Annotated in this window: 22 protein-coding genes; 8 read left to right on the top strand and 14 right to left on the bottom strand. The window is 69.5% G+C overall.

Going from position 1 to position 21203, the window contains the following annotated elements; translation table 11 throughout:
* Window positions 1-4 precede the first annotated feature (4 nt).
* The 4 genes from EDF69_RS12125 to EDF69_RS12110 form a co-directional block, all read right to left on the bottom strand.
* A complete protein-coding gene (locus tag EDF69_RS12125) occupies window positions 5-1093 on the bottom strand; it encodes an NAD(P)H-dependent flavin oxidoreductase (protein WP_132881863.1) in 1089 nt (362 codons plus the stop codon).
* Between the two features lie 139 nt (window positions 1094-1232).
* Complete coding sequence (locus EDF69_RS12120) at window positions 1233-2021, bottom strand: TerC family protein (protein WP_132881864.1); 789 nt, start codon at window positions 2019-2021, stop codon at window positions 1233-1235.
* 48 nt (window positions 2022-2069) lie between these two features.
* Entirely contained in the window at window positions 2070-2849 is a 780-nt protein-coding gene (locus tag EDF69_RS12115) for a hypothetical protein (RefSeq protein WP_239555455.1), read from the bottom strand.
* A gap of 89 nt (window positions 2850-2938) precedes the next feature.
* Window positions 2939-3595: an alpha/beta hydrolase gene (locus EDF69_RS12110; RefSeq protein ID WP_125960375.1), complete on the bottom strand. Its 657-nt coding sequence runs from the start codon at window positions 3593-3595 to the stop codon at window positions 2939-2941.
* Between the two features lie 94 nt (window positions 3596-3689).
* Between EDF69_RS12110 and EDF69_RS12105 the strand changes: the two genes are divergently transcribed.
* The 5 genes from EDF69_RS12105 (at window position 3690) to EDF69_RS12085 (ending at window position 8719) form a co-directional block, all read left to right on the top strand.
* Window positions 3690-4745 (top strand): cysteine desulfurase family protein, encoded by a 1056-nt coding sequence (locus EDF69_RS12105; RefSeq protein ID WP_132881865.1) that lies wholly within the window; start codon window positions 3690-3692, stop codon window positions 4743-4745.
* Entirely contained in the window at window positions 4742-5833 is a 1092-nt protein-coding gene (locus EDF69_RS12100; RefSeq protein ID WP_132881866.1) for a cysteine desulfurase family protein, read from the top strand. The genes EDF69_RS12105 and EDF69_RS12100 overlap by 4 nt, the downstream gene beginning before the upstream one ends.
* A complete protein-coding gene (locus EDF69_RS12095; RefSeq protein ID WP_132881867.1) occupies window positions 5830-6159 on the top strand; it encodes a 2Fe-2S iron-sulfur cluster-binding protein in 330 nt (109 codons plus the stop codon). The genes EDF69_RS12100 and EDF69_RS12095 overlap by 4 nt, the downstream gene beginning before the upstream one ends.
* The gene (gene bla, locus EDF69_RS12090) at window positions 6159-7034 is read left to right on the top strand and encodes a class A beta-lactamase (protein ID WP_132881868.1); all 876 of its coding nucleotides are present in this window, start codon (window positions 6159-6161) and stop codon (window positions 7032-7034) included. The genes EDF69_RS12095 and bla overlap by 1 nt, the downstream gene beginning before the upstream one ends.
* A gap of 230 nt (window positions 7035-7264) precedes the next feature.
* Entirely contained in the window at window positions 7265-8719 is a 1455-nt protein-coding gene (locus EDF69_RS12085) for an ATP-binding protein (RefSeq protein WP_132881869.1), read from the top strand.
* Window positions 8720-8969: 250 nt separating this feature from the next.
* Here EDF69_RS12085 and EDF69_RS12080 read toward each other — a convergent pair whose 3' ends face one another.
* Genes EDF69_RS12080 through EDF69_RS12070 form a run of 3 tightly spaced genes read right to left on the bottom strand, consistent with a single transcriptional unit; the run spans window position 8970 to window position 10573 of the window.
* Window positions 8970-9410 (bottom strand): cytidine deaminase, encoded by a 441-nt coding sequence (locus EDF69_RS12080; RefSeq protein ID WP_132881870.1) that lies wholly within the window; start codon window positions 9408-9410, stop codon window positions 8970-8972.
* Window positions 9407-10081 carry a glycoside hydrolase family 25 protein gene (locus EDF69_RS12075; protein WP_132881871.1) on the bottom strand — a complete coding sequence of 225 codons (675 nt, stop codon included), beginning with the start codon at window positions 10079-10081 and terminating at the stop codon, window positions 9407-9409. The genes EDF69_RS12080 and EDF69_RS12075 overlap by 4 nt, the downstream gene beginning before the upstream one ends.
* A gap of 9 nt (window positions 10082-10090) precedes the next feature.
* Entirely contained in the window at window positions 10091-10573 is a 483-nt protein-coding gene (locus EDF69_RS12070) for a UPF0262 family protein (protein WP_132881872.1), read from the bottom strand.
* Between the two features lie 125 nt (window positions 10574-10698).
* Here EDF69_RS12070 and EDF69_RS12065 point away from each other — a divergent pair, with 125 nt between their 5' ends.
* Together EDF69_RS12065 and EDF69_RS12060 are read left to right on the top strand one after the other, a co-directional pair.
* Window positions 10699-12213: a replicative DNA helicase gene (locus EDF69_RS12065; protein WP_132881873.1), complete on the top strand. Its 1515-nt coding sequence runs from the start codon at window positions 10699-10701 to the stop codon at window positions 12211-12213.
* Window positions 12191-12571, top strand: coding sequence for a DUF3088 family protein (locus EDF69_RS12060; RefSeq protein WP_204991372.1), 381 nt, complete (start codon window positions 12191-12193; stop codon window positions 12569-12571). Before EDF69_RS12065 ends, EDF69_RS12060 begins: the two co-directional genes overlap by 23 nt.
* 779 nt (window positions 12572-13350) lie before the next feature.
* On the opposite strand, the gene EDF69_RS12055 is transcribed toward EDF69_RS12060, so the two are convergent.
* From EDF69_RS12055 to EDF69_RS12025, 7 genes are all read right to left on the bottom strand, one after another.
* Window positions 13351-14118, bottom strand: coding sequence for a phosphoadenylyl-sulfate reductase (locus EDF69_RS12055; RefSeq protein ID WP_132881875.1), 768 nt, complete (start codon window positions 14116-14118; stop codon window positions 13351-13353).
* Complete coding sequence (locus EDF69_RS12050) at window positions 14108-14563, bottom strand: DUF934 domain-containing protein (RefSeq protein WP_132881876.1); 456 nt, start codon at window positions 14561-14563, stop codon at window positions 14108-14110. The genes EDF69_RS12055 and EDF69_RS12050 overlap by 11 nt, the downstream gene beginning before the upstream one ends.
* A complete protein-coding gene (locus EDF69_RS12045) occupies window positions 14556-16187 on the bottom strand; it encodes a nitrite/sulfite reductase (RefSeq protein WP_132881877.1) in 1632 nt (543 codons plus the stop codon). The genes EDF69_RS12050 and EDF69_RS12045 overlap by 8 nt, the downstream gene beginning before the upstream one ends.
* A gap of 61 nt (window positions 16188-16248) precedes the next feature.
* Window positions 16249-16545, bottom strand: coding sequence for a DUF2849 domain-containing protein (locus EDF69_RS12040; protein WP_125960361.1), 297 nt, complete (start codon window positions 16543-16545; stop codon window positions 16249-16251).
* Entirely contained in the window at window positions 16542-17330 is a 789-nt protein-coding gene (gene cobA / locus EDF69_RS12035; RefSeq protein ID WP_132881878.1) for a uroporphyrinogen-III C-methyltransferase, read from the bottom strand. Before cobA ends, EDF69_RS12040 begins: the two co-directional genes overlap by 4 nt.
* An 84-nt stretch (window positions 17331-17414) precedes the next feature.
* On the bottom strand, window positions 17415-18830 hold the full coding sequence (locus EDF69_RS12030; RefSeq protein ID WP_132881879.1) for a succinylglutamate-semialdehyde dehydrogenase: 1416 nt from the start codon (window positions 18828-18830) through the stop codon (window positions 17415-17417).
* A 79-nt stretch (window positions 18831-18909) separates the two neighbouring features.
* Entirely contained in the window at window positions 18910-20298 is a 1389-nt protein-coding gene (locus EDF69_RS12025; protein WP_204991371.1) for a protein adenylyltransferase SelO family protein, read from the bottom strand.
* Window positions 20299-20316: 18 nt separating this feature from the next.
* Here EDF69_RS12025 and EDF69_RS12020 point away from each other — a divergent pair, with 18 nt between their 5' ends.
* Window positions 20317-21201: an alpha/beta fold hydrolase gene (locus tag EDF69_RS12020; RefSeq protein ID WP_204991370.1), complete on the top strand. Its 885-nt coding sequence runs from the start codon at window positions 20317-20319 to the stop codon at window positions 21199-21201.
* Window positions 21202-21203 lie beyond the last annotated feature (2 nt).

The following is a 21203-nucleotide window of genomic DNA, read 5'->3' as shown; positions in this document are numbered from 1 at the left end:
GTTTCTAAACGGCATCCGGCGAATGCAGACGGTTTCCGGCCCTACAACTTGCGAGTTCCTCCCGCAGGGTGCGAACCAGATCAGCGGCGGGCATTGCGCGGGCGAGCGGCGCACCTTGCCCCGCCCATTGCGCACCGAAACCATGCTCGCCCCGAGCCTTAGCAGCCGCGTGAAGAGCCTTTCCGGCATCATAGGCGATGGGGTAGTCGGGCGGCCTGTGATTGCCCACCTCCTCGCGCAAAGCGGTGAAGCGATTGGCCAGCGCGCGCGCGGGGCGACCGGAAATAAGCGATGTCATAACCGTGTGATATGCGCCCGGACCGCTGAGCGCCGCCCGATACGCAGCGTCGGCGGCGGACTCCGGGCATGGCACGAACGCCGTCCCGAGCTGCGCTGCCGCCGCACCCAGATCGAGCGCGGCAGCGATGCCCGCCCCGTCCATCATCCCCCCGGCAGCGATAACCGGCAGCCCCGTGTTCCGCACCAGCAGCCGCGTCAGCGCGACCATGCCGAGCGCGTCATCGGGCGCGTTGGGATCGAAGATGCCACGATGGCCGCCAGCCTCGATTCCTTGCGCAACCACGGCGTCTATTCCTGCCGCCTCGATCGCGCGTGCTTCTTCAAGGCTGGTAGCGGTCGCCATCAGGTAGACACCCCGTGCTCGCAGCGCCGCCAGCACGTCCGCGGGCGGCAAGCCGAAGTGAAAGCTGACCACAGGCGGCGCGAGCGCGAGCAGCATCGTCAGCATGTCGGGATCGTCGGCGAAGCTCTTGTAAATGGTTCGCAAGGCTGCCGGGGGTTCTGCGCCGAACTCCGCGAACAACGGGGCGAGCCAATTCAGCCACGTCGCCTCCCGAGAGGAATCCGGCTTCGCTCGACCGTGGACGAACAGGTTGACGTTGAAGGCGCAGGACGTGCGGCCACGCACCTCCTCGATCATCATTCGTGCACCGGCCGCGTCGGTTGCGCCCACACCAATCGATCCGAGTGCTCCGGCGTTCGACACTGTCGCTGCCAGCAAAGGTGTGGCCACTCCCGCCATCGGCGCTTGAACTATGGGAGTAGCGAGCCGGAGCCGGTCGATGATGGACATGAGTGCCGACCTCCCCTCGTGAACGATCGTCCGCTTGTATGCGCGTCAGTGATTTGAGTGAACGGCAACAACTGGGCGTTTCCAGACGGCGGCTTAAAGAGTCCACGACCCAGCCCGCCCGCCCCGGCGGAGACCGGCCCTAGTGCTTCTCGCCCTTCCGCTGCTGCGCACGGCGCGAGAGCATGTTCAGCAGCTCGACCAGCACCGAGAAGCCCATCGCCGCGTAGATATACCCCTTGGGCACATGGACGCCGAAGCCGTCGGCGATCAGCACCGCGCCGATCATCAGCAGGAAGCCGAGCGCGAGCATCACGACCGTGGGGTTGCGCGCGATGAAGTTGGCCAGCGGATCGGCCGCCAGCACCATGGCGCCGACGGCGGCGAGCACGGCGATGATCATCACCGCGAGATTGTCGGTCATGCCGACCGCGGTCAGGATCGAATCGATCGAGAACACCATGTCGAGCAGGATGATCTGGACGATCGCCGATCCGAAGGTGATCGCCGCCACCTGCTTCTTGTCGAGCAGGTCGTCGCTCGGCGTGGCGTCCACATTGTGGTGGATCTCCTTGGTCGCCTTCCAGATCAGGAAAAGCCCGCCGGCGACCAGGATCAGGTCGCGCCAGGAGAAGGCGGTCTCGAACGCGGGCTGGCCATAGTCGTTGAGCGGCCCGGTGATGCCGAGGTCGAAGACCACCGCCGTCAGGCCGACCAGCCAGGCGATCATCGAAAGCAGGAGGAGCCGCATGCCGAGCGCGAGGCCGATGCCGACCTTGCGGGCGCGGGCGCGCTGCTCCTCCGGCAGCTTGTTCGAGAGGATCGAGATGAAGACGAGGTTATCGATGCCGAGCACCACCTCCATCACCACGAGCGCGATCAGCGCGGCCCAGGCCGTCGGGTCGGAGAAGAGTGCGAGCAGGCTTTCCATTCCCCCAGTCTATGCGGCGCCCGCCGCCGGCACAACGCCGGAGCGACGCTAGGGCTGGGGACGCTGGGTGAAGTCGATGCGGATGCGGACCCAGGCGCCGATCATCGGCTTTCCGCCGACCCGTGGCGGGCGGACGCGGAACTGCCATGCGGCCTGGCGGATGGCGCCCGCCAGCCGCGATCCCCGCGGAGAGTCGCCCAGTTCGCGGCAGTCCTCGACGCGATAGTCGGCGAGGGTGCGACAGGCGATTTCCGCCCAGGCGCCGGCAGGCGCGCCCTGCGGCGGCATATAGGCGCCGAGCTCCCGGTCGGTCGGCCGGCGATACCATTCCGCCCGGTACAGCCGCTCGCCGCCGGGTCCTTCGCCCGGACCATAGGCTGCACCGCTGTCTGCAGCATCGCCGCCGTCGTTCGCCGCACCGCTGTCGGCAAGTTCGGCACCCTGCTTCGATCGGATCGCGCCGATGTCGGAGGCGGCGAAATCCTCGCTGCTCAGGACCAGCATGCTGGGGGTGGGCTGCGGCGCGGGTGGGGCGCTGGGCGGCGGTGGCGGTGCCGTCACCGCGTCCTTGGGGCGGCTGCGTGCTGTCGCGCCGCCGCCGGTCTTCGGCACCTCGGGGTCGCCGGCGGCCTGGGTCTGGGGCGGATCGGGGGTGATGTCGAAGACGGGGGGCACAGCCTCGGGCGGCGGGGGCGGCAACAGCCGCGGCGCGAGTGTCAGCAGCATGATCAGGATCAGGACGTTGATCCCGACCGCCAGCAGCAACGCGATCGTGCGGGGCCGGCGGGACGCGCGATACGACGAAATGGGATCGGACGCCGCGCGCATTGCAGGCGCGCCTACACCGCGCGCGCAGGCGCCGCAATCATGTGTTGGAAGCGGCCCCCGGGGACGCGTGGCGCCCCCGGGCTTGCAGGTCAGCGGATCGGCGAGTTCGGATCGAGCCGCATGTCGAGATAGCGGTCCACGCTGCCCATCAGCTCCGGCATCTCGTGCTCGAAGAAGTGGTTCGCGCCGGGGATCACGTCGTGGTGGATGGTGATGTGCTTTTGGGTGCGCAGCTTGTCCACCAGCTTCTGGGTCGCAGCCGGCGTCACAACCTCGTCCGCCTCACCCTGGATGATGATGCCCGAGGAGGGGCAGGGGGCCAGGAAGGTGAAGTCGAACATGTTCGCCGGCGGCGCGATCGAGATGAAGCCGCGGATCTCGGGACGGCGCATCAGCAGCTGCATGCCGATCCATGCGCCGAAACCGAAGCCTGCGACCCAGGTCGTCTGCGCTTCGGGATGGAAGCTCTGCACCCAGTCGAGCGCGGAAGCCGCGTCCGACAGCTCGCCGACGCCGTTGTCGAACGTGCCCTGGCTCTTGCCGACGCCGCGGAAGTTGAAGCGCAGCGTCGCAAAGCCGCGGCGCTGGAAGGTCTTGTAGAGCTCCTGCACGATGCGGTTGTTCATCGTGCCCCCGGCGTTGGGATGCGGGTGGAGGATCATCGCCACGGGTGCGCGCGGGCGCGGAGCGGGGGCAAAACGACCTTCGAGGCGCCCTTCCGGGCCGGGAAAGATGACTTCGGGCATGGGCTTCCTGCCGAGAGAAATGGGGCGCGCGGTTGGGCGCAGCAAGCTGCGCGCTATATAGGCGGCAAGCTTTCCCGCGCAATCGGAACGATTCTTGGCCGAACGACTCTATCTGGATCACGCCGCGACGACACCGATGCGACCCGAGGCGATCGCCGCGGTGGCAGAAGGCATGGCGCGCTGGGCGAATCCCTCGTCCCCCCATGCCGAGGGGCGCGCCGCTCGCCGCATGCTGGAGGACGCCCGCGCCCGCATCGCCGCGGCGCTCGGCTGGCGGCACGAGGTGATCCTGACCAGCGGCGCGAGCGAGGCGATCGCGCTGGCGCTCGGGCGGGCAAAGGGCGTGCGGATCGCCGTGTCGCCCACCGAGCACGACGCGGTGCTGCGCGCCGCCGGGGACGCGGAACGGCTGCCGGTCGACGCGGCAGGCCGGGCTTCGCTGCCCGAACCCACCGGCGAGCGGCGGCTGTTCGCGATCCAGGCGGCCAATTCGGAAACGGGCGTGCTCCAGCCGCTCGACACGCTCGCCACCGAGCTCCGCGCACGCGGGGACCTGCTGTTCGCGGACTGTGCGCAATCGGCGGGCAAGCTTCCGCTGCCCGACGCCGACCTGATCGCGGTGTCGGCGCACAAGCTGGGCGGCCCGCCGGGCATCGGCGCGCTGCTGGTGCGCGACTTCGCGACCCTCGAACCCACGGGCGGGCAGGAGCAGGGCTATCGCGGCGGGACGGAGAACCTGCCGGGAGTGCTCGGCTTCGCGGCCGCGTTGGAAGCGTCGCGCGACTGGCTGGAGCAGGCGACCGAATGGCGCGCGACCCTAGACGCGGAGGTGATCGCAGAAGGCGGGGAAGTCGTCGCTGGGGAGGCACCCCGCATCGCCACCATCGCCGCCTATCGCATGCCGGGTGTCGCCTCCGCCGCGCAGCTGATCCGCTTCGACGGCAGCGGCATCGCGGTGTCCGCCGGCAGCGCCTGCTCGTCCGGCAGCCTCAAGCCCAGCCACGTGCTGGGCGCGATGGGCTGGGAGGCGCAGGCGGCGCGGGAAGTGGTGCGGGTGAGCTTCGGCTGGAACACACGAGCCGAGGACGTCCGCCGCTTCGCCGACGCCTGGATCGCGATCGCCCGCGAAGCGCGGGCGCGGGCGGCATGAGCTACCTCGACTATCAGGCGACCACACCCCTCGCGCCCGAAGCACTCGCCGCGATGCTCCCCTGGCTGGAGCGCCAGCACGCCAACCCGCATTCTCCCCATCGTGAGGGCCGCGCCGCCCGCGCTGCGGTGGAAGTAGCGCGCGGACAGGTGGCTAAGCTGCTGCCGGAGGGCGGCCGCGTCGCCTTCACCTCCGGCGCCACCGAGGCCCTCAACTGGGCGATCCAGGGCACCCAAGGCCCGATCGTGACGCTCGCGACCGAGCACGCCGCCGTGCTCGACACCGTCGCTGCCGAGGCGCGCAACGGTCGCCCGGTCACCATCCTGCCGGTCGGCGCCGACGGCCGCGTTGCCCTGGACGAGGCCGCGCGCGCGATCCTGACCGGCACCGGCCTGGTGGCGGCGATGCTGGTCAACAACGAAATCGGCGTGATCCAGCCGATCGCGGAGCTCGCCGCACTCGCCCACGCCGCCGGCGCGCGGTTCCTGTGCGATGCGGTGCAGGGCTATGGCCGCGTGCCCATCCCCGACAGCTGCGATCTGGTCGCCGTCTCCGCCCATAAGATCCATGGGCCCAAGGGCATAGGCGCGCTGTGGGTCCGCGACGGCGTGCCGCTCACACCGCTGCTCCACGGCGGCGGACAGGAGGTGCCGGGACGCTCCGGCACGCTCTCGCCCGCGTTGTGCGCCGGCTTCGGCGCCGCCGCGCGGCTAGCGGTCGAGCGGCACGACGACGACGCGGCGCACGTCGCCCAGCTCGCCCGGGCGGCGCTGGCCGCGCTCGGCCCCGATTGGCGGGTGAACGGTTCGACCGAGCACCGCTACCGCGGCAACCTCAACCTGCGGCGCGAAGGGCTCGACGTGGCGCGGTTGATGAGCGACCTGCGCGACATCGCCTTTTCCGCGGGCTCCGCCTGTGCCAGCGGCTCGGGGCGGCCGAGCCACGTGCTTCGCGCCATCGGCCTGTCGGACGCGGAGGCGCGGTCGAGCATCCGCATCGGCTTCGGCCGCACCACCAGCGAGGAGGAATTGTTGAACGCCATCACCCGGATCGACGCAGCAGCGCGTGCGCAGAAGGTGGCGGCATGATCGTCCGCTTCATCGGCGTGGACGGCGCGGTCGAGGAAGCCCGCGGCGCCGCTGGCGACCGGCTGCTCGATCTCGCCCAAGCCTATGGCCAGCCGCTGGAGGGCACGTGCGACGGGCAGATGGCCTGCTCGACCTGCCACGTGATCGTCGCGCCGGAATTCGCCGACCTGCTGCCGCCGCCGTCGGAGGAAGAGGAAGACATGCTCGATTTCGCCCCCGGTGCCACCCGCACCAGCCGGCTTGCCTGCCAGATCACGCTCACCGACGCGCTCGATGGCCTCACCGTCCGTATGCCCGGCCAGCAGGCCGACGCGAGGCGGCGCTGATGCGGCGGCGCGAGTTCGTCGCCGGCGCCGCGGCCGCAGTGCTGCTGCCGACTTGGCTGGAGGCGCTGGGCAGCGCCGCCTTTGCCGCGCCCGCTGATCCGCTCGCGGCAATCGCCAGCGAGGCGGGCGGCCGGCTCGGCGTGTCCGTGCTGGACACGGGCACCGGGCGCCGCCTGTGGCTCGACCCGCTGGCCCGCTACCCCTTGTGCTCGACCTTCAAGGTGCCGCTTGCCGCCGCGATCCTCGCGCGCGCCGATCGCGGCGAGCTCGACCTCCAGCGCCCGATCCGGTTCACGCAAGGCGATCTCCTGGACTATGCCCCGGTGGTGCGTGAGAACCTGCCCCGCGGGCAGATGACGCTGGCGGAGCTGTGCGCCGCTGCCGTCGAGTGGAGCGACAATGCCGCCGCCAACCTCCTGCTGCCGCAGCTCGGGGGTCCCTCCGGCCTGACGCGCTTCCTGCGCTCCGCAGGGGACACGATCACCCGGCTCGACCGCGTGGAGCCCGAGCTCAACGACTATAAGCCCGGCGAGCTGCGCGACACGACGACGCCGATGGCGATGACGACGCTGCTCGCGGCGCTGCTCACCGGCGACGTGCTGGAGCCGGCGTCGCGCAAGCAGCTGACCGACTGGATGATCGGCTGCCGCACCGGCGACAAGCGGCTGCGCGCCGGCCTGCCCAAGAGCTGGCGAGTCGGCGACAAGACCGGGACCAGCGGCAACGGGCAGGCCAACGACATCGCCATCGCCTGGCCTCCGAGCCGCAAGCCGATCCTGATCGCCTGCTACCTGGATGCGCCGGGCATTGCGCCCGAGAAGGCGGACCAGGCGATCGCCTCGGTGGGGTCGCTCGTGGGACAGCTGTTCGCCTGAGCCGCTATCCTACGCTCCACTCCACCCCGTTCGTCTCGAGTAGGGATCGAGCTTGTCGAGAGCCCGTATCGAGAGAGCCGCGGGCGCCGACCTCTCGATACGCCGTCTCGACAAGCTCGACGGCACTCGAGGCGAACGGGAAGGGAGAGGCGGGCAGGGAGTAGGGCCACCCGCGAAAACCGTCGCTTCCCCCTTGCCGCAGCCCCCTGCCATCGTCCAAACGCGCCGGCATGACCGTTGCCGTCGACATGGGAACCGATCCGGCCGGCAAGCCGGTTCCGATTGATCTCGAAGAACTTCTCGCCACCCGCCTGCTGGTTCAGGGCAATTCGGGCTCGGGCAAGTCGCACCTGCTGCGCCGCCTGCTCGAACGCAGTGCGCGCCACGTCCAGCAGGTCGTCATCGACCCGGAAGGGGACTTCGTTACCCTGTCCGCCGCCTATGGCCACATCGTCATCGATGCGGTCGACCACAGCGAACGCGAGGTGGCGAAGTTCGCCGCCCGGGCGCGCGAACATCGCGCCTCCGTCGTGCTCAGCCTGGAAGGGCTGGAGGCCGAAGGACAGATGCGCTGCGCCGCCGCCTTCCTCTCGGCGCTGTTCGATGCGCCGCGCGAGCACTGGTATCCCGCGCTGGTCGTGGTGGACGAGGCGCAGCTGTTCGCCCCCACCACCGGCGGCGAAGTCGCCGAGGAGGTCCGTCGCGCGTCGCTGTCGGCGATGACCAACCTGATGTGCCGCGGCCGCAAGCGCGGCCTTGCCGGCGTGATCGCGACCCAGCGCTTGGCAAAGCTCGCCAAGAACGTCGCGGCCGAGGCGTCCAACTTCCTGATGGGCCGCACCTTTCTCGACATCGACATGGCGCGCGCGGCCGATCTGCTCGGCATGGAGCGGCGCCAGGCCGAGCAGATCCGGGACCTTCAGCGCGGCACCTTCCTGGCGCTCGGCCCGGCCGTTACGCGCCGGCCGGTGGCGGTGCGGATCGGTGCGGTCGAGACCTCGGCGCGCAGCGGCAGCCCCAAGCTGACGCCGCTCCCCTCCGGCCAGGTCGCCGACATCAAGGACCTGCTGCTCGCCCCTGTGGAGGAGATGCTGCCGCTGCCGATGCCGGTTCGCCCGGCGCCGCCTCCCGAAGAGGTGATGGCCGCGATCGAGCGCCCGGCCGGTCCGATCGCGACTCCGGCGCTGCCAGAGCGTTCGGAGGAGGAGACCGACACGATCATCGCCGACGTGCTGCGCGCGATCCTGTCGGACGACGACGCGGCCCAGCGCCCGGCGGCGATGCTCTACCAAGACTTCGGCGTGCGCTGCCGCATGGCGGGGCTGTCGCGCCCGCCGCTCGACCTGCCGGGCTTCACCCGCCGCCTGTCGTGCGCGCGCGCCGGCATCTTCGAATCGCCCGAAGGCGAGTGGGGCGACGCGCTCCAACTCGCCGCCTCGCTGCCCGACGACATGCTCGGCCCCTTCCTGCTGATCGCCCGCGCCGCCCGCGCGGGTGAACCCTGCCCGAGCGACGAGGAGATCGCGCGCACCTATGGCACCAGCTCGATGGGGCGGGTGAAGCGGCTGGTCGCCTATATCGAAAGCCGCGAGCTGTTCGTGTGCCGCACCGACCTGTCCGGCCGGAGATCGATCACGCTGCCGCACCTCGGCTGGACAACCGAAGCGTCCGAAGTCGCGGCGTAACGCCCACGCTCCGTCGTATCCCCGCGAAGGCGGGGATCCAGGGCCAAGCAGAGAAACGGCTGATAATGCCTGGTGCCCTGGGCTCCCGCCTTCGCGGGAGCACGGAGAATGTGTCAGGAGCAGCGCCTGACCCCGTCACCCAAACCCGTACCCCGGCGAAGGCCGGGGCCCAGTTGGGAAGGCCGCCGTGAGGCATGATCCGGCTCGATCACCCCACCTGAGCCTTCGCCGGGGTACGCTCGCGGCGCCCCTACAGCCCCAGATCCGCCGGCCCGAACGCATGCGGCAGCAGCTCCGACAGCCGATGCTCCTCGACGGCATCGCCCTCCGCACCTGCGCAGAATACCCGCAAGTCCCGCCGCCCGATCTGCGCCGCCTCGTTCAGCACCTGCCGGCAGCGCCCGCACGGCCGCACCGGCACGTCCCCGGTCGCGACGCCGTCGACCATCATGCCGCCGATCACCGCCACCTCGGCGATCTCGCCCAGCCGTCCCTGCGCGCTCGCAGTGGCAACCGCCACCGTCTCCGCGCACAGCGACAGGCCGTAGCTCGCATTCTCGAAATTGGCGCCGGTGATGACGCTGCCGTCGGTCATGCGCAGGGCGGCACCGACGGCGAAGCGCGAATAGGGCGCGTGGGCATTGCGGGCGGCGGTGCGTGCCGCCGCGATCAGGGCTTCGATATCGGTCATGGTGCTACGACATCCCAATGGACGGGGCGGTCGACGCCGTCGATCCGCCGGATGGTGCTCGCCTGCCACATCCGCCACGGACGTGCCAGATAGAGGGGCGCGAAGAACTCCTGGGCGGCCCACAGCGGCCGCTCGACCGCGCCGCTCACCGCATAGGCCTTTTCGAACGGCTCGGAGACCTTGAGCAGCATCGGCGAACCGGTGTGGTGCTCCACCACCTCCAGGAAGCGGCGAATGCCGGCAAGGACCTGCGCGCGCTCCGGGCGACGGGCGCAGCCTTCGTCCAGTTCCAGCTCCAGCACCGTCGGCAAGGCATCAATCGCGCGGGGCACGAAGGTGACGAACGCGTCCGCCTGCGCCTCCGCCGGCCGGCACAGCGAGAACTGGTGGATCACGCCGCGGCGGATGCCCGCTTCCCCCAGTGCCGCCCAGTTGGACTGGAACAGCCGGTCGCGCCGCGTGCCGTCGCCGATCGCGCGGACATAGGCGAAGTCGACGCCGCGGGCGCGCGCCGTAAGCCAGTCGACCGGCCCGGTCTCCTCCGATACGTCGATGCCCTGCACCGGATATTCGCCCGTCGAGGGCCGCCAGTCGGTCGCATAGTGCCAGCCCGCGGCCCCCGCGAGGCACAGCGCCGCCGCGATGGCGAGCACCGCCTTCAAAACCCGCATTCCCTGAATTCAACCCCTGATGTGCAGCACGCAGATGAGCGTGAAAAGGCGGCGCGCCGTATCGAAATCGATCTCGATCTTGCCGGAAAGCCGCTCGATCAGCAGCTCGGCCGCCTCGTTGTGGAGACCCCGGCGCGCCATGTCGATGGTTTCGATCTGCTGCGGCGTCGCCTGGCGCAACGCCTGGTAATAGCTGTCGCAGATCGCGAAATAGTCGCGGATCGGCCGGCGGAAGCGGGCAAGGCCCAGCACCAGCGTCTCCAGCGGGCTGTCGTCGGCGCGGCGGATGTCGATCGCCAACCGCCCGTCCTCTACGCGTAGCCGCACGCGGTACGGCCCGGCATAGCCGTCGGCATGCACCCGTTGCGGCGCGAAGCGGTTGCCCTCCAGCAGGTCGTAGATCGCGATCCGCCGTTCCTGCTCGACGTCCGCGTTGCGCCAGAGAATGGTGCGCTCGTCGAGCGAGACGTCGATGATCCGCGGATCGGCCATGGTGGAGCAGCGCTTAGCCGTTTGGCGCGCCTTGGCAACGCCCAAGCCGGCAAAACGCACCTGTCCACAGATGTTTCGCTTGGGGTCGCTTGAGCTTGGCCGCCGCGTCTGGGAAAAGCAGGTCCATGGCCACACTTGCACATATCGGCGGCTCGTCCGCTCCGTCCCCGGCTGCGCGCCTCCCCCAGAACGTCGAGGCGGAAGCGGCACTGCTGGGCGCGATGATGATCGACAACCGGCTGGCCGACGACATCGTCGAGCGACTCGAGCCGGATCATTTCTTCGAGCCCGTCCACGCCCGCATCTTTGAAAAGATCCGCGACGTGCGCCGGCAGAACATGCTGGCCAACCCGGTCACGCTGCGCCCGCTGTTCGAGGACGACTCCGGCATGCGCGAGCTGGGTGGCCCCGGCTATCTCGCCCAGCTCACCGGCAGCGGCGCGGGCCTCCTGGGCGCCAAGCAGTTCGCCGAGCAGATCTACGACCTCGCCCAGCTGCGTGCGCTGATCACGGTCGGCACGACGCTGGTCGAGAACGCGCTCGACACCAGCCAGACGATCGATCCCCGCAAGCAGATCGAGCAGGCCGAAGAAGCGCTGTTCCGCGTCGCCGCCGAGGGCACCACCGCCAACACGGTCAAGAGCTTCGCCCAGGCGACGACCATGGCCGTGCAGATGGCCGACCGCGCGCTCAACTCGGGCGGCGGCCTGTCGGGCGTCACCACCGGCCTCGACAGCATCAACTCGCGGATCGGTGGTCTCCACCATTCCGACTTGATCATCCTCGCCGGCCGTCCCGGCATGGGCAAGACCTCGCTTGCCACCAACATTGCCTTCAACGCCGCGCGCCGCTTCATGGACGACCAGCGCGCCGGCGTTGAAAAGGGCAAGTCGGTGGGCGCGAAGGTCGCGTTCTTCAGCCTCGAAATGTCGGCCGACCAGCTCGCCACCCGCGTGCTCGCCGAACAGTCCGGCATCAGTTCCGAAGCGTTGCGCATGGGCAAGATCAGCAAGGCGGAGTTCGTGAAGCTCGCCGACGCCGCCGCCGATCTCGAATCGCTGCCGCTCTACATCGACGACACCGCCGGTCTTTCGATCAGCGGCCTGCACACGCGCGTGCGCCGTCTCCACCGCCGCCTGGACGACCAGCTCGGCCTGGTGGTGGTCGACTATCTCCAGCTGCTGCAGGGCACCGGCCGCTCCGACAACCGCGTGAACGAAATCTCGGAGATCAGCCGCGGCCTGAAGACGCTTGCAAAGGACATTGGCGTGCCGGTGATCGCGCTCTCCCAGCTCAGCCGCGCGGTGGAGCAGCGCGAGGACAAGCGCCCGCAGCTGTCCGATCTTCGCGAATCCGGCTCGATCGAGCAGGACGCCGACATGGTGTGGTTCGTGTACCGCGAGGACTATTACGTCGCCGCCAAGGAGCCCAAGCGCCCGCGCGACGGCGACGACGCCCGCGTGTTCGAGGATCACGCGAAATGGGCGGTGGACATGGAGCGCGTCTATGGTCTGGCCGAGCTCATCATCGCCAAGCAGCGCCACGGCGCCACCGGCAAGGTCACGATGAAGTTCGAGCCGACCATCACGCGCTTCAGCGACTATGTCGGCGAAGGCTATGGCAGCTTCGACAATGAGTGAGGCGGGGCAGGGCACGCGCGACCGGCTGATCCTGATCGACCCGGCAAGCACCGATACTGCCTACCCGGACGCGCATTATTTCTGCTTCGACTGCATCGTGATCGAAGGCGTCCTCGCCGCCTATCCAGGCTTACGCGAGCGCCTCGACATCGAGCACGTCGCCTGGGCCCGCCCGCGCGGGCGGGTAGTCGCGCTGGTAGGGGAGGCGCACCAGTCGCTTCCCCTGCTGATCCTGGCCGACGATGCGCCCGCGGCGCTCGCGACCGGTGAGGCGAACGGCCTGCGCTTCGCCGGCACCCGCGACGCGATCCTGGAGGCGCTGGCGGCGCGGCACGGCATCCCGCGCCGGCACCCGTAACCCGCGACGGCGCCACCCTCATATACCACGTACCCCGGCGAAGACCGGGGGCCCAGTTGCGGCGCCATCGGGCGTAGGCGCACCACCGTTCCGGCCGCCCTCCAACGGGACTGCTGCGAAACCCACAACAGCTCCCCGATCCCGCCGTATTCCTGCGCAAGCAGGAATCCAGGGCCAAGCAGAACAACCGCTTGCGGCGTTCCAGAACCCTGGGCTCCTGCCTGCGCAGGAGCACGGCGAGGGTCTGGGCGAAGGTCCCTGAAACCGGGGATCAGGCGCGGTGTTGTCGAAGTCCGCGCGCCCCCACACCATCCTCCCAACTGGTTCGGACCTTTGCCGGGCTACGCCTTCTCGCTTGTGACATCCGTCGGCTGCGCCACAATCACCGGCAATTCTCGACCGCTGCGGTGGTATCCCTCCACAACTTATCCACAGCTTGTGAAGCGACCATTCACCGATCGGTGCACGTATTCATGCACGCACTATCCACAGCTTATCCACAGCCCCTTGCACATCCTGTCCACATACCGTCCACAAGCTGCCCACAGCCTGTCCACCGCCACATTCAAGGCCCGATCCACCCCGAGCCAACGCCCCACCCACCGCCCGCCAACAACTTATCCACAGCCCCGCCCACATGCCCCAGGCGCGCAAAAGCCCTCCCGCAACCACGAGAGCGCCAGACTTCCAGGGCGATACGCAAACGCCCCCGGTCTCCCGCTTTGGCAAGAGCACCGAGGGCGCGAGGGGGAGACGCAGCGCGGCTAAGCCGCGGCCGGTCAGAAGACGGGCTGGTTGGGGTCGCCGTCGGGAATGGGGGTGTGGATCCCGCATTCGGTCTTGTTCCAGCCGCTCCAGCGGCCGGAGCGCGGGTCTTCGCCCGGCGCTACCTTGTTGGTGCACGGCTGGCAGCCGATCGACGGATAGCCCATCGCCACCAGCGGGGTCACCGGCAGGTCGTGCGCGGCGAAATAGGCGTCGAGCTCTTCCTTGGACCAGGTGATCAGCGGGTTCACCTTCAGCCGGTCGCCATCCAGCTCGAAGCGCGGCAGGTTCGCGCGCGTCGCCGCCTGGAACGCCTTGCGCCCGGTGAAGCTCGCGTCGAACCCGGCGAGCCCGCGGGCGAGCGGCTCGACCTTGCGGATCTCGCAGCAGCCGTCGGGATCGTAGGACCAGCGCAACCCGCTCTCGTCGCGCGCCGCCAGCCGCTCGGCATCGGGCTGGAGAATGCGCAGGTCGGTGAGCCCCAGGAAGCGCACCAGTTCGTCGCGATAGGCGATCGTCTCGGCAAAATGCTTGCCGGTATCGAGGAACAGCACCGGCACCGACCGGTCGACGCTCGCCACCAGGTGCAGCAGCGCCGCCGACTCCGCCCCGAACGACGACACCACCGCCACTTCGCCCAGCAGCCCTTCGCCGAGCGCCACGCGCAGCATCTCCTGCGTGTCGACGCCCCGGAACCGCTCGTTCAGCTGCGCCGCATCCGCCAGCGTGAAGCGGGGTGCGACGTCCAGCCGGTCGATGATGCGCAGCGCGCTATTGCCCATGACGCAGTTTCCACACCGGTTGCACCGGATCGGCCGCCCGCTGGTAGAAGTGCGCGTAGCGGCTCAGCGCTGCCTCCGCCGTCGCCCGATCGATCGGCGCCTCGGGCGCGAAGCTGTCGAACCCGCACCGTCGCATCGGCAGCAGCTGGTCGACCAGCACGTCGCCCTGTGCACGCAGCTCGCCCTCGTACCCTGCCTCGCGCAGCACCCGCGCCGACGAATAGCCGCGCCCGTCGCGGAACTTGGGGAAGCTCACTTCCACCAGCGCGATTCGGTCGAGATAGGGGAGCAGCGCCCGCGCATCGTCGCCCGCCTCCAGCCGCACCGCCGTGGCGTTGGACTGGCCCAGGAACGCGTCCAGCGTCACCGCCGGCTCGTCATGCGGGGCATCGTCGCGAAAGCGCAGGAAGCCGGCGTCGGCCGGATTGGTGGTCAGCTCAGCCATAGATCGCCTCCTTGAACGGCTCCATGCCGATGCGCCGATAAGTGTCGACGAAGCGCTCGCCCTCCTGGCGCTCGGCAAGATAGCGGTCGGTCACGCGCTCGATCGCGTCGACCACGCCGTCCTCGGAAAAGCCGGGGCCCGTGATCTTGCCCAGGCTCACGTCCTCCGCACCCGATCCGCCCAGCAGCAGCTGGAAATTCTCCGTACCCTTCCGGTCCACGCCCAGGATGCCGATGTGCCCGGCATGATGGTGGCCGCAGGCGTTGATGCAGCCCGAGATCTTGAGCTTCAGCTCGCCCAAGTCGCGCTGGCGGCCCAGGTCGGCGAAGCGTCCGGCGATCTTCTGCGCGAGCGGGATCGAGCGCGCATTGGCGAGGCTGCAATAATCGAGCCCCGGGCAGGCGATGATGTCGCCGATCAGGTCCAGGTTCGCCTCGGCGAGACCCGCCTCCACCAGCTGCTGCCACACGGCATAGAGGTCCGCCTTGCGGACATGCGGAAGGACGATGTTCTGCGCATGGGTCACGCGCAGCTCGTCGAAGCTGTAGCGCTCGGCAAGCGCGGCCATGCGGTCGATCTGGTCGGCCGTGGCGTCGCCCGGAATGCCCTTCGTCGGCTTCAGGCTGATGTTGACGATCGCATAGCCCGGCTGCTTGTGCGCCTTGACGTTCTGGTCGAGCCACACCGCGAAGTCGGGATCGCTGCGGTCGAGCTCGTCCGACAGGCCTTCCTCGAACGGGGGCGGCGCGAAATGCGCGGCGATGCGGTCGAACTCGGCCTGCGGCGGGTCGATCCCCAGCGCCTTCACCGCCACGAACTCTTCCTCCACCTGGCGGCGATATTCGTCGGCGCCGATCTCGTGGAGCAGGATCTTGATCCGCGCCTTGTAGATGTTGTCGCGCCGTCCGTAGCGATTGTAGACCCGCAGGCACGCCTCCAAATAGCTGACGAAATCCTCGAACGGCACGAAGTCGCGGATCAGCGAGGCGATCATCGGCGTCCGGCCCATGCCGCCGCCCACATACACCGCCGCGCCCAGCTTGCCGTCGCGCTCCACGATCTGCAGCCCGATGTCGTGCAGCCGCATCGCCGCGCGATCCTCGTCGGCCGCGATCACCGCGATCTTGAACTTGCGCGGCAGGTAGGTGAACTCGGGGTGGAAGGTCGACCACTGGCGCAGCAGCTCCGCCCAGGGGCGCGGGTCCGTCACCTCGTCGGCGGCGGCACCGGCGTACTGGTCCGACGAGATGTTGCGGATGCAGTTGCCGCTGGTCTGGATGGCATGCATCTCGACGGTCGCCAGCTCGCGCAGGATCGCGGGCGTATCCTCCAGCTTGATCCAGTTGAACTGCAGGTTCTGGCGCGTGGTGAAGTGGCCGTAGCCGCGATCATAGGTCCGCGCGATATGGCCCAGCATCCGCATCTGGCGGCTGTCCATCGTGCCATAGGGGACGGCGACCCGCAGCATATAGGCGTGCAGCTGGAGGTAGAGCCCGTTCATCAGCCGCAGCGGCTTGAACTGGTCCTCGGTGATCTGGCCCGACAGGCGCCGTGCGACCTGATCGCTGAACTCGGCGATCCGGCCCTCGACGATGGAGCGGTCATATTCGTCGTACTTGTACATGCTACCCTCGTCACACCGGCATCCGCCGGGATCGCGCGCCAGTTGGCGCCGCGGCAGTTGTTCAGATCACCCAGCTTCCCGCATCGGGATCGGCAGGCTTCAGCGTCAGGTCGGGCCGCACCGTCGGGCCGAGCGCCCGGATGCGGTCCTTGATATGGGCGGGGCGGGGGCCTTCCGCGGTCGCTTCCGCGTCGATCACGTAAGGCACGTTCACGCGCAGCGCGGCTTCCTCGACATGGGCGATCGCCTCGCCATTGCTGCCGACGTCCACCGCGTCCTCCAGGTGCCGGGACCAGCCATTGCCGGTCCACCACACCACGTCGCCGCTCGCCAGATCATTGCCCGTCAGGATCTTCACGCCATTGCCTCCGCTGCGGTCGCCCAGGCGCCCAGCTTGTCCTCTGCATCCGCCAGCTGGACCACTTCGCCCACCACGATCACCGCCGGGCTCTGCACGCCCTCGCGCCCGACCATCGGGCCGAGATCCGCCAGCAACGTGCGCAGCGCGCGTGCGCCCGGCAGCGTCCCGCGCTCCAGCACCGCCACGGGCATGTCCGGCGCGACACCGTCGGCCATCAGCTTGTCCGCGATCGCCTCGGCCGTGGCGACGCCCATGTAGATCACCAGCGTGCGGCCCTTGCCGGCCAGCCCCGACCAGTCCTGGTCGGTCAGCCCCTTGCACTGGCCGGCGACGAAGCTCACCGCCGAAGACCAGTCGCGATGGGTGAGCGGCAGCATCGCGCCCGCCGCACAGCCAAGCGCTGCCGACACGCCGGGGATCACCTCCACCGGCAGGCCTGCGGCACGTACCGCTTCCACTTCCTCGCCGCCGCGGCCGAAGATGAACGGATCGCCGCCCTTCAGCCGCACGACAATGGCACCGGTCTTCACATGCGCGACGATCAGCGCGTTGATCGATTCCTGCGGCAGCGTGTGGCGCGAACGGCGCTTGGCGACGGAGATGCGCTGGGCGGCGGCGGGGGCGATGTCGAGCACCCGCGCGTCCACCAGCCCGTCGTGCACCACCACGTCGGCGCTTTTCAGCGCCTCCACTGCACGCACCGTCAGCAGGCCCGGATCGCCGGGTCCTGCGCCCACCAGGATGACGCGCCCACGCGCGTGCGGATCGAGTAGCGTCGGCATGCTGGGCAGATGGCGGTTCGCGCGCGCGGCCGCAACGCCACCCTTGCTTCGCCTGTCCCTAGCGAAACTTTGCGAGCCTTGCGCTCAGCCGTCGCGCAACCCGACGCCGATAGACGCGCGCGCCTGCTCGGCCTCCGACGACGCCACCGGATAGGCGCAGTAATCCGCTGCGTAGAAGGCGCCGGGCCGATGGTTGCCGGACCAGCCCAGGCCCCCGAACGGCGCCTTTGGCGAGGTGCCGGTGGTCGGCCGGTTCCAGTTGATGACGCCGGCTCGGATGTTCGCCCAAAAGGCGTCGTAGCGCCTGGGGTCCTGGCTCACGAGCGCGGCGCACAGGCCGTAGCGGGTGTTGTTCGCCTCCGCGACCGCGGCCTCGAAGCTTTCGGCGCGGATGACCTGGAGCAGCGGCCCGAAGAACTCGGCGTCCGGGCGTTCGCCCGCCTCGGTCATGTCCACCAATGCGGGGGTGACGAAGGGACGCCCCTCGACCGGCCGCTCCAGGTAGCGGATCGGGCGGCCGCCCTTGCCCGACAGGTTCAGGAACCGCTCGGTGAGGCGATCGGCGGCATCATTGTCGATCATCGGGCCCATGAACGGGGCGGGATCGGCATGGGGCGCGTCGATGATCATCCGGTCGATCAGCGCATTGATCTGTTCCAGCAGCGGATCGGCAAGCCGCTGGTCGACGATCAACCGGCGCGCGGCGGTGCAGCGCTGCCCCGCGCCCAGGAAGGCGGATTGCACCACCAGCACCGCGGCCGTGTAGAGATCGGGCGTGTCCCACACCAGGATGGGATTGTTGCCGCCCATCTCCAGCGCCAGGATCTTCTCCGGATGCTCGGCAAAGCGGCGGTTGAGGGCAAGGCCGGTGCGCGCCGATCCGGTGAACAGCAGCCCGTCGATCAGCGGGTGCTCCGACAGCGCCCGGCCGGTCTCCGGCCCGCCGATCAGCAGCCGCACGCAGCCTTCCGGAATGCCCGCCGCGCGATAGCAGTCGACCAGGAAGGCGCCGGTCGCCGGCGTCTTTTCCGAAGGCTTGAACACCACCGCATTGCCCGCCAGCAGCGCGGGCACGATGTGGCCGTTGGGAATGTCGGCAGGCAGATTGTACGGCGCCAGCACCGCCAGCACCCCGTGCGGCTTGTGCCGCAGCGCAAGGCGCGAACCCATCTGCGCGTCGAGCCGGCGCTGCCCGGTGCGCTCGGCAAAGGCGGAGATCGAGGTGTCGACCTTCGCCATCACCGCTTCCACCTCGCCGCGTGCTTCCCACAGCGGCTTGCCGGTCTCGCGCGCGATCAGGTCGGCGAAGTCCTCCCCACGCGCACGCACTACGTTGGCGAAGCGGCGCAAGGCTTCCGCGCGATAGGACAGGGGCTGCGCTGCCCAGGCCGGCCAGCTCGCCCGCGCCTCGGTGACTTCCGCGTCGACGTTGCCGCAGGCGCCGCGCCACAGAAAGGCGCCGGTCGCGGGTTCGGTCGAGACGAGTTCGATGTCGCTCATTGGCCCTCGTGGTGAAGCGCGAGAACCTGTGTGCCCCAAAGCTGCGGCCGACGCCAGTTCGCCAGCCCGGGCGCCGCGCCTAGCGCAGCGCCTCGCCCAGCTGCCGGATCTGCGCCACCTTGTCATGGAGCACCGACCAGTCGTCCGCCTCGGCGATCGGCGCCCAGATCGCTTCCACTTCCTCGATCGAGAGCTTGCACGGCGCCGCGTCCCAATGCGGATGGTCGCGCGGCTTGCGCGGCGCATAGCCCGCGAGCGCCGCGCGCACCGCGGCAAAGGCCTCGCCATAGCGGGGCTCGTCCGGCAGCGTGCCCCCGAACGCGTCGTGGAAGAAGGCGTCCACCGGCGCGCTCGTCTCCCGCAGGGCAAGCTCCATCTGCCCGACGAGCGTGCGATCCTCGGTCTCTCCGCGCGGCGTCACGCCCAGCCGCCACAGCATCGCCTGGCGCACCGCCTCCTGGTAGCGCGGCGCGAACTCCTCCAGCACCGCGATCAGCGGCTCGGAATCCACCAGCGTGCGCAGCGACACCGCCAGCTGCATCGCATCCCAATAGATCGCCTCCGGCTGGCGCCCGAAGGCGTAGAGCCCGGCATGGTCGAAATAGGCGGCCGTGAACGCCGGGTCCCACGTCTGGGCGAAGCGCCACGGGCCATAGTCGAAGCTCTCGCCCGACACGTTGATGTTGTCGGTGTTGAGCACGCCATGGACGAAGCTCGCCGCCATATACTGCCCGGCCAGCCGAGCGGTGCGGCTGACCACATGGTCGAGCAGTCGTACCGGACCATCCTCGCCCGGTTCCTCGCGATAGAAGTGGCGCAGCACATAGCCGACCAGCCGCTCCATTGAGTCCGCGTCCTGGTGGTAGGCGAGCCGTTGGAAGGTGCCGATGCGGATATGCCCGTGGCTCAGCCGCACCATCACCGCAGAGCGGGTGGGGGAGGGCTCGTCGCCCCGTGTCAGTTCCTCGCCGGTCTCGATCACCGAGAAGGTACGGCTGGTCTCGACGCCCAACGCCTCCAGCATTTCGGTCGCCAGGATCTCGCGAACCGCGCCCTTCAGCGTCAGCCGCCCGTCGCCGAACCGGCTCCACGGCGTCTGCCCCGATCCCTTGGTGCCCAGGTCCATCAACCGGTCGCGGTCGTCCCGCATCTGCGCGAACAGGAAGCCGCGCCCGTCGCCCAGGTCCGGGTTGTACGACCGGAACTGGTGGCCGTGGTAGCGCAGCGCCAGCGGCGTCTGCAGGTTGTCGGCCAATGGCTGGAAGCGCCCGAAATGCGCGATCCATTCGGCATCGTCGAGCGTCTCGAGCCCGACGCTCGCCGCCGCACGATCGTTGCGGAACCGCAGGATCGTCTTGGGAAAGTCCGCCGCCGCAACGGGATCGTAGAATTCAGGCCCAAGCTCCAGGATCGCCTGTTCGGGCCGATAGGGGACGGGCGACGGATTGGGTTGCGAGCGATTGGCCATACGGCGATATGGGGAGCGATGACCGACAGACGCAACCCGCCCCGTGCCGGCGCCTGGCAGGATGATTTCTGGTGGTCCAACGACGGGCTCCGGCTGCACTTCCGCGATTACGCAGGCCGTGCCGACCGCCCGCCGATCCTCTGCCTCCACGGCCTCACCCGCAACGCGCGCGATTTCGAGGGCGTGGCGGCCCGCTTGTCCGGGGACTGGCGGGTGATCGTGCCGGAGATGCGGGGCCGCGGGGAGAGCGCCTATGCCCGCGATCCCATGACCTATGTCCCGCTCACCTACCTGCAGGACATCGACGCGCTGCTCGGCCAGCTCCAGCTCGACCGGGTGATCCTGTTCGGCACCTCGATGGGCGGCATCCTCACCATGCTGCTCGCGGCCACCGAGCGCGAGCGCGTGGCGGGCGCGCTTCTCAACGACGTGGGGCCGGAACTGTCCCCGGCGGGTCTCGGCCGCATCCGCAGCTATGTCGGCCGCCAGCTGTGGCATCCGACCTGGATGCACGCGGCGCGTTCGCTCGCCGAGGCGCATGGGGATACCTACCCGACCTATGGCATCGCCGACTGGCTGGTGATGGCCAAGCGCCTCTACCGGCTCAATTCCTCGGGCCGGATCCTGCTCGACTATGACATGAAGATCGCCGAGCCCTTCCGCGTGCCCGGCAACGAAGCCGGTCCGGACCTGTGGCCCGCGCTCGACGCGCTGCGTGGAAAGCCCGTGACGCTGATCCGCGGCGACCGCTCCGACATCCTCTCGGCCGAGGTCGCCGAGCGCATGGCCGAGCGCCTGCCCGACGCGGAGCTGGTCACCGTCCCGAACACCGGCCACGCGCCGACGCTGGAGGAGCCGGGGGCCGCCGCCGCGATCGACCGCCTCCTCGCCCGCCTCGCCTGAAG

This window comes from Sphingomonas sp. JUb134 (assembly GCF_004341505.2).
Classification (GTDB): Bacteria; Pseudomonadota; Alphaproteobacteria; order Sphingomonadales; family Sphingomonadaceae; genus Sphingomonas.
Note: the sequence above shows the minus strand (reverse complement) of the source record. Positions and strands in the feature narration are given on the sequence as shown.

Excerpts from the sequence above, each read along its gene's own strand:
- EDF69_RS12125 (WP_132881863.1), bottom strand. The coding sequence starts at position 1,093 with ATGTCCATCATCGACCGGCTCCGGCTCGCTACTCCCATAGTTCAAGCG.
- EDF69_RS12120 (WP_132881864.1), bottom strand. The coding sequence starts at position 2,021 with ATGGAAAGCCTGCTCGCACTCTTCTCCGACCCGACGGCCTGGGCCGCG.
- EDF69_RS12115 (WP_239555455.1), bottom strand. The coding sequence starts at position 2,849 with ATGCGCGCGGCGTCCGATCCCATTTCGTCGTATCGCGCGTCCCGCCGG.
- EDF69_RS12110 (WP_125960375.1), bottom strand. The coding sequence starts at position 3,595 with ATGCCCGAAGTCATCTTTCCCGGCCCGGAAGGGCGCCTCGAAGGTCGT.
- EDF69_RS12100 (WP_132881866.1), top strand. The coding sequence starts at position 4,742 with ATGAGCTACCTCGACTATCAGGCGACCACACCCCTCGCGCCCGAAGCA.
- EDF69_RS12095 (WP_132881867.1), top strand. The coding sequence starts at position 5,830 with ATGATCGTCCGCTTCATCGGCGTGGACGGCGCGGTCGAGGAAGCCCGC.
- bla (WP_132881868.1), top strand. The coding sequence starts at position 6,159 with ATGCGGCGGCGCGAGTTCGTCGCCGGCGCCGCGGCCGCAGTGCTGCTG.
- EDF69_RS12085 (WP_132881869.1), top strand. The coding sequence starts at position 7,265 with ATGACCGTTGCCGTCGACATGGGAACCGATCCGGCCGGCAAGCCGGTT.
- EDF69_RS12080 (WP_132881870.1), bottom strand. The coding sequence starts at position 9,410 with ATGACCGATATCGAAGCCCTGATCGCGGCGGCACGCACCGCCGCCCGC.
- EDF69_RS12075 (WP_132881871.1), bottom strand. The coding sequence starts at position 10,081 with ATGCGGGTTTTGAAGGCGGTGCTCGCCATCGCGGCGGCGCTGTGCCTC.
- EDF69_RS12070 (WP_132881872.1), bottom strand. The coding sequence starts at position 10,573 with ATGGCCGATCCGCGGATCATCGACGTCTCGCTCGACGAGCGCACCATT.
- EDF69_RS12065 (WP_132881873.1), top strand. The coding sequence starts at position 10,699 with ATGGCCACACTTGCACATATCGGCGGCTCGTCCGCTCCGTCCCCGGCT.
- EDF69_RS12060 (WP_204991372.1), top strand. The coding sequence starts at position 12,191 with ATGGCAGCTTCGACAATGAGTGAGGCGGGGCAGGGCACGCGCGACCGG.
- EDF69_RS12055 (WP_132881875.1), bottom strand. The coding sequence starts at position 14,118 with ATGGGCAATAGCGCGCTGCGCATCATCGACCGGCTGGACGTCGCACCC.
- EDF69_RS12050 (WP_132881876.1), bottom strand. The coding sequence starts at position 14,563 with ATGGCTGAGCTGACCACCAATCCGGCCGACGCCGGCTTCCTGCGCTTT.
- EDF69_RS12045 (WP_132881877.1), bottom strand. The coding sequence starts at position 16,187 with ATGTACAAGTACGACGAATATGACCGCTCCATCGTCGAGGGCCGGATC.
- cobA (WP_132881878.1), bottom strand. The coding sequence starts at position 17,330 with ATGCCGACGCTACTCGATCCGCACGCGCGTGGGCGCGTCATCCTGGTG.
- EDF69_RS12030 (WP_132881879.1), bottom strand. The coding sequence starts at position 18,830 with ATGAGCGACATCGAACTCGTCTCGACCGAACCCGCGACCGGCGCCTTT.
- EDF69_RS12025 (WP_204991371.1), bottom strand. The coding sequence starts at position 20,298 with ATGGCCAATCGCTCGCAACCCAATCCGTCGCCCGTCCCCTATCGGCCC.
- EDF69_RS12020 (WP_204991370.1), top strand. The coding sequence starts at position 20,317 with ATGACCGACAGACGCAACCCGCCCCGTGCCGGCGCCTGGCAGGATGAT.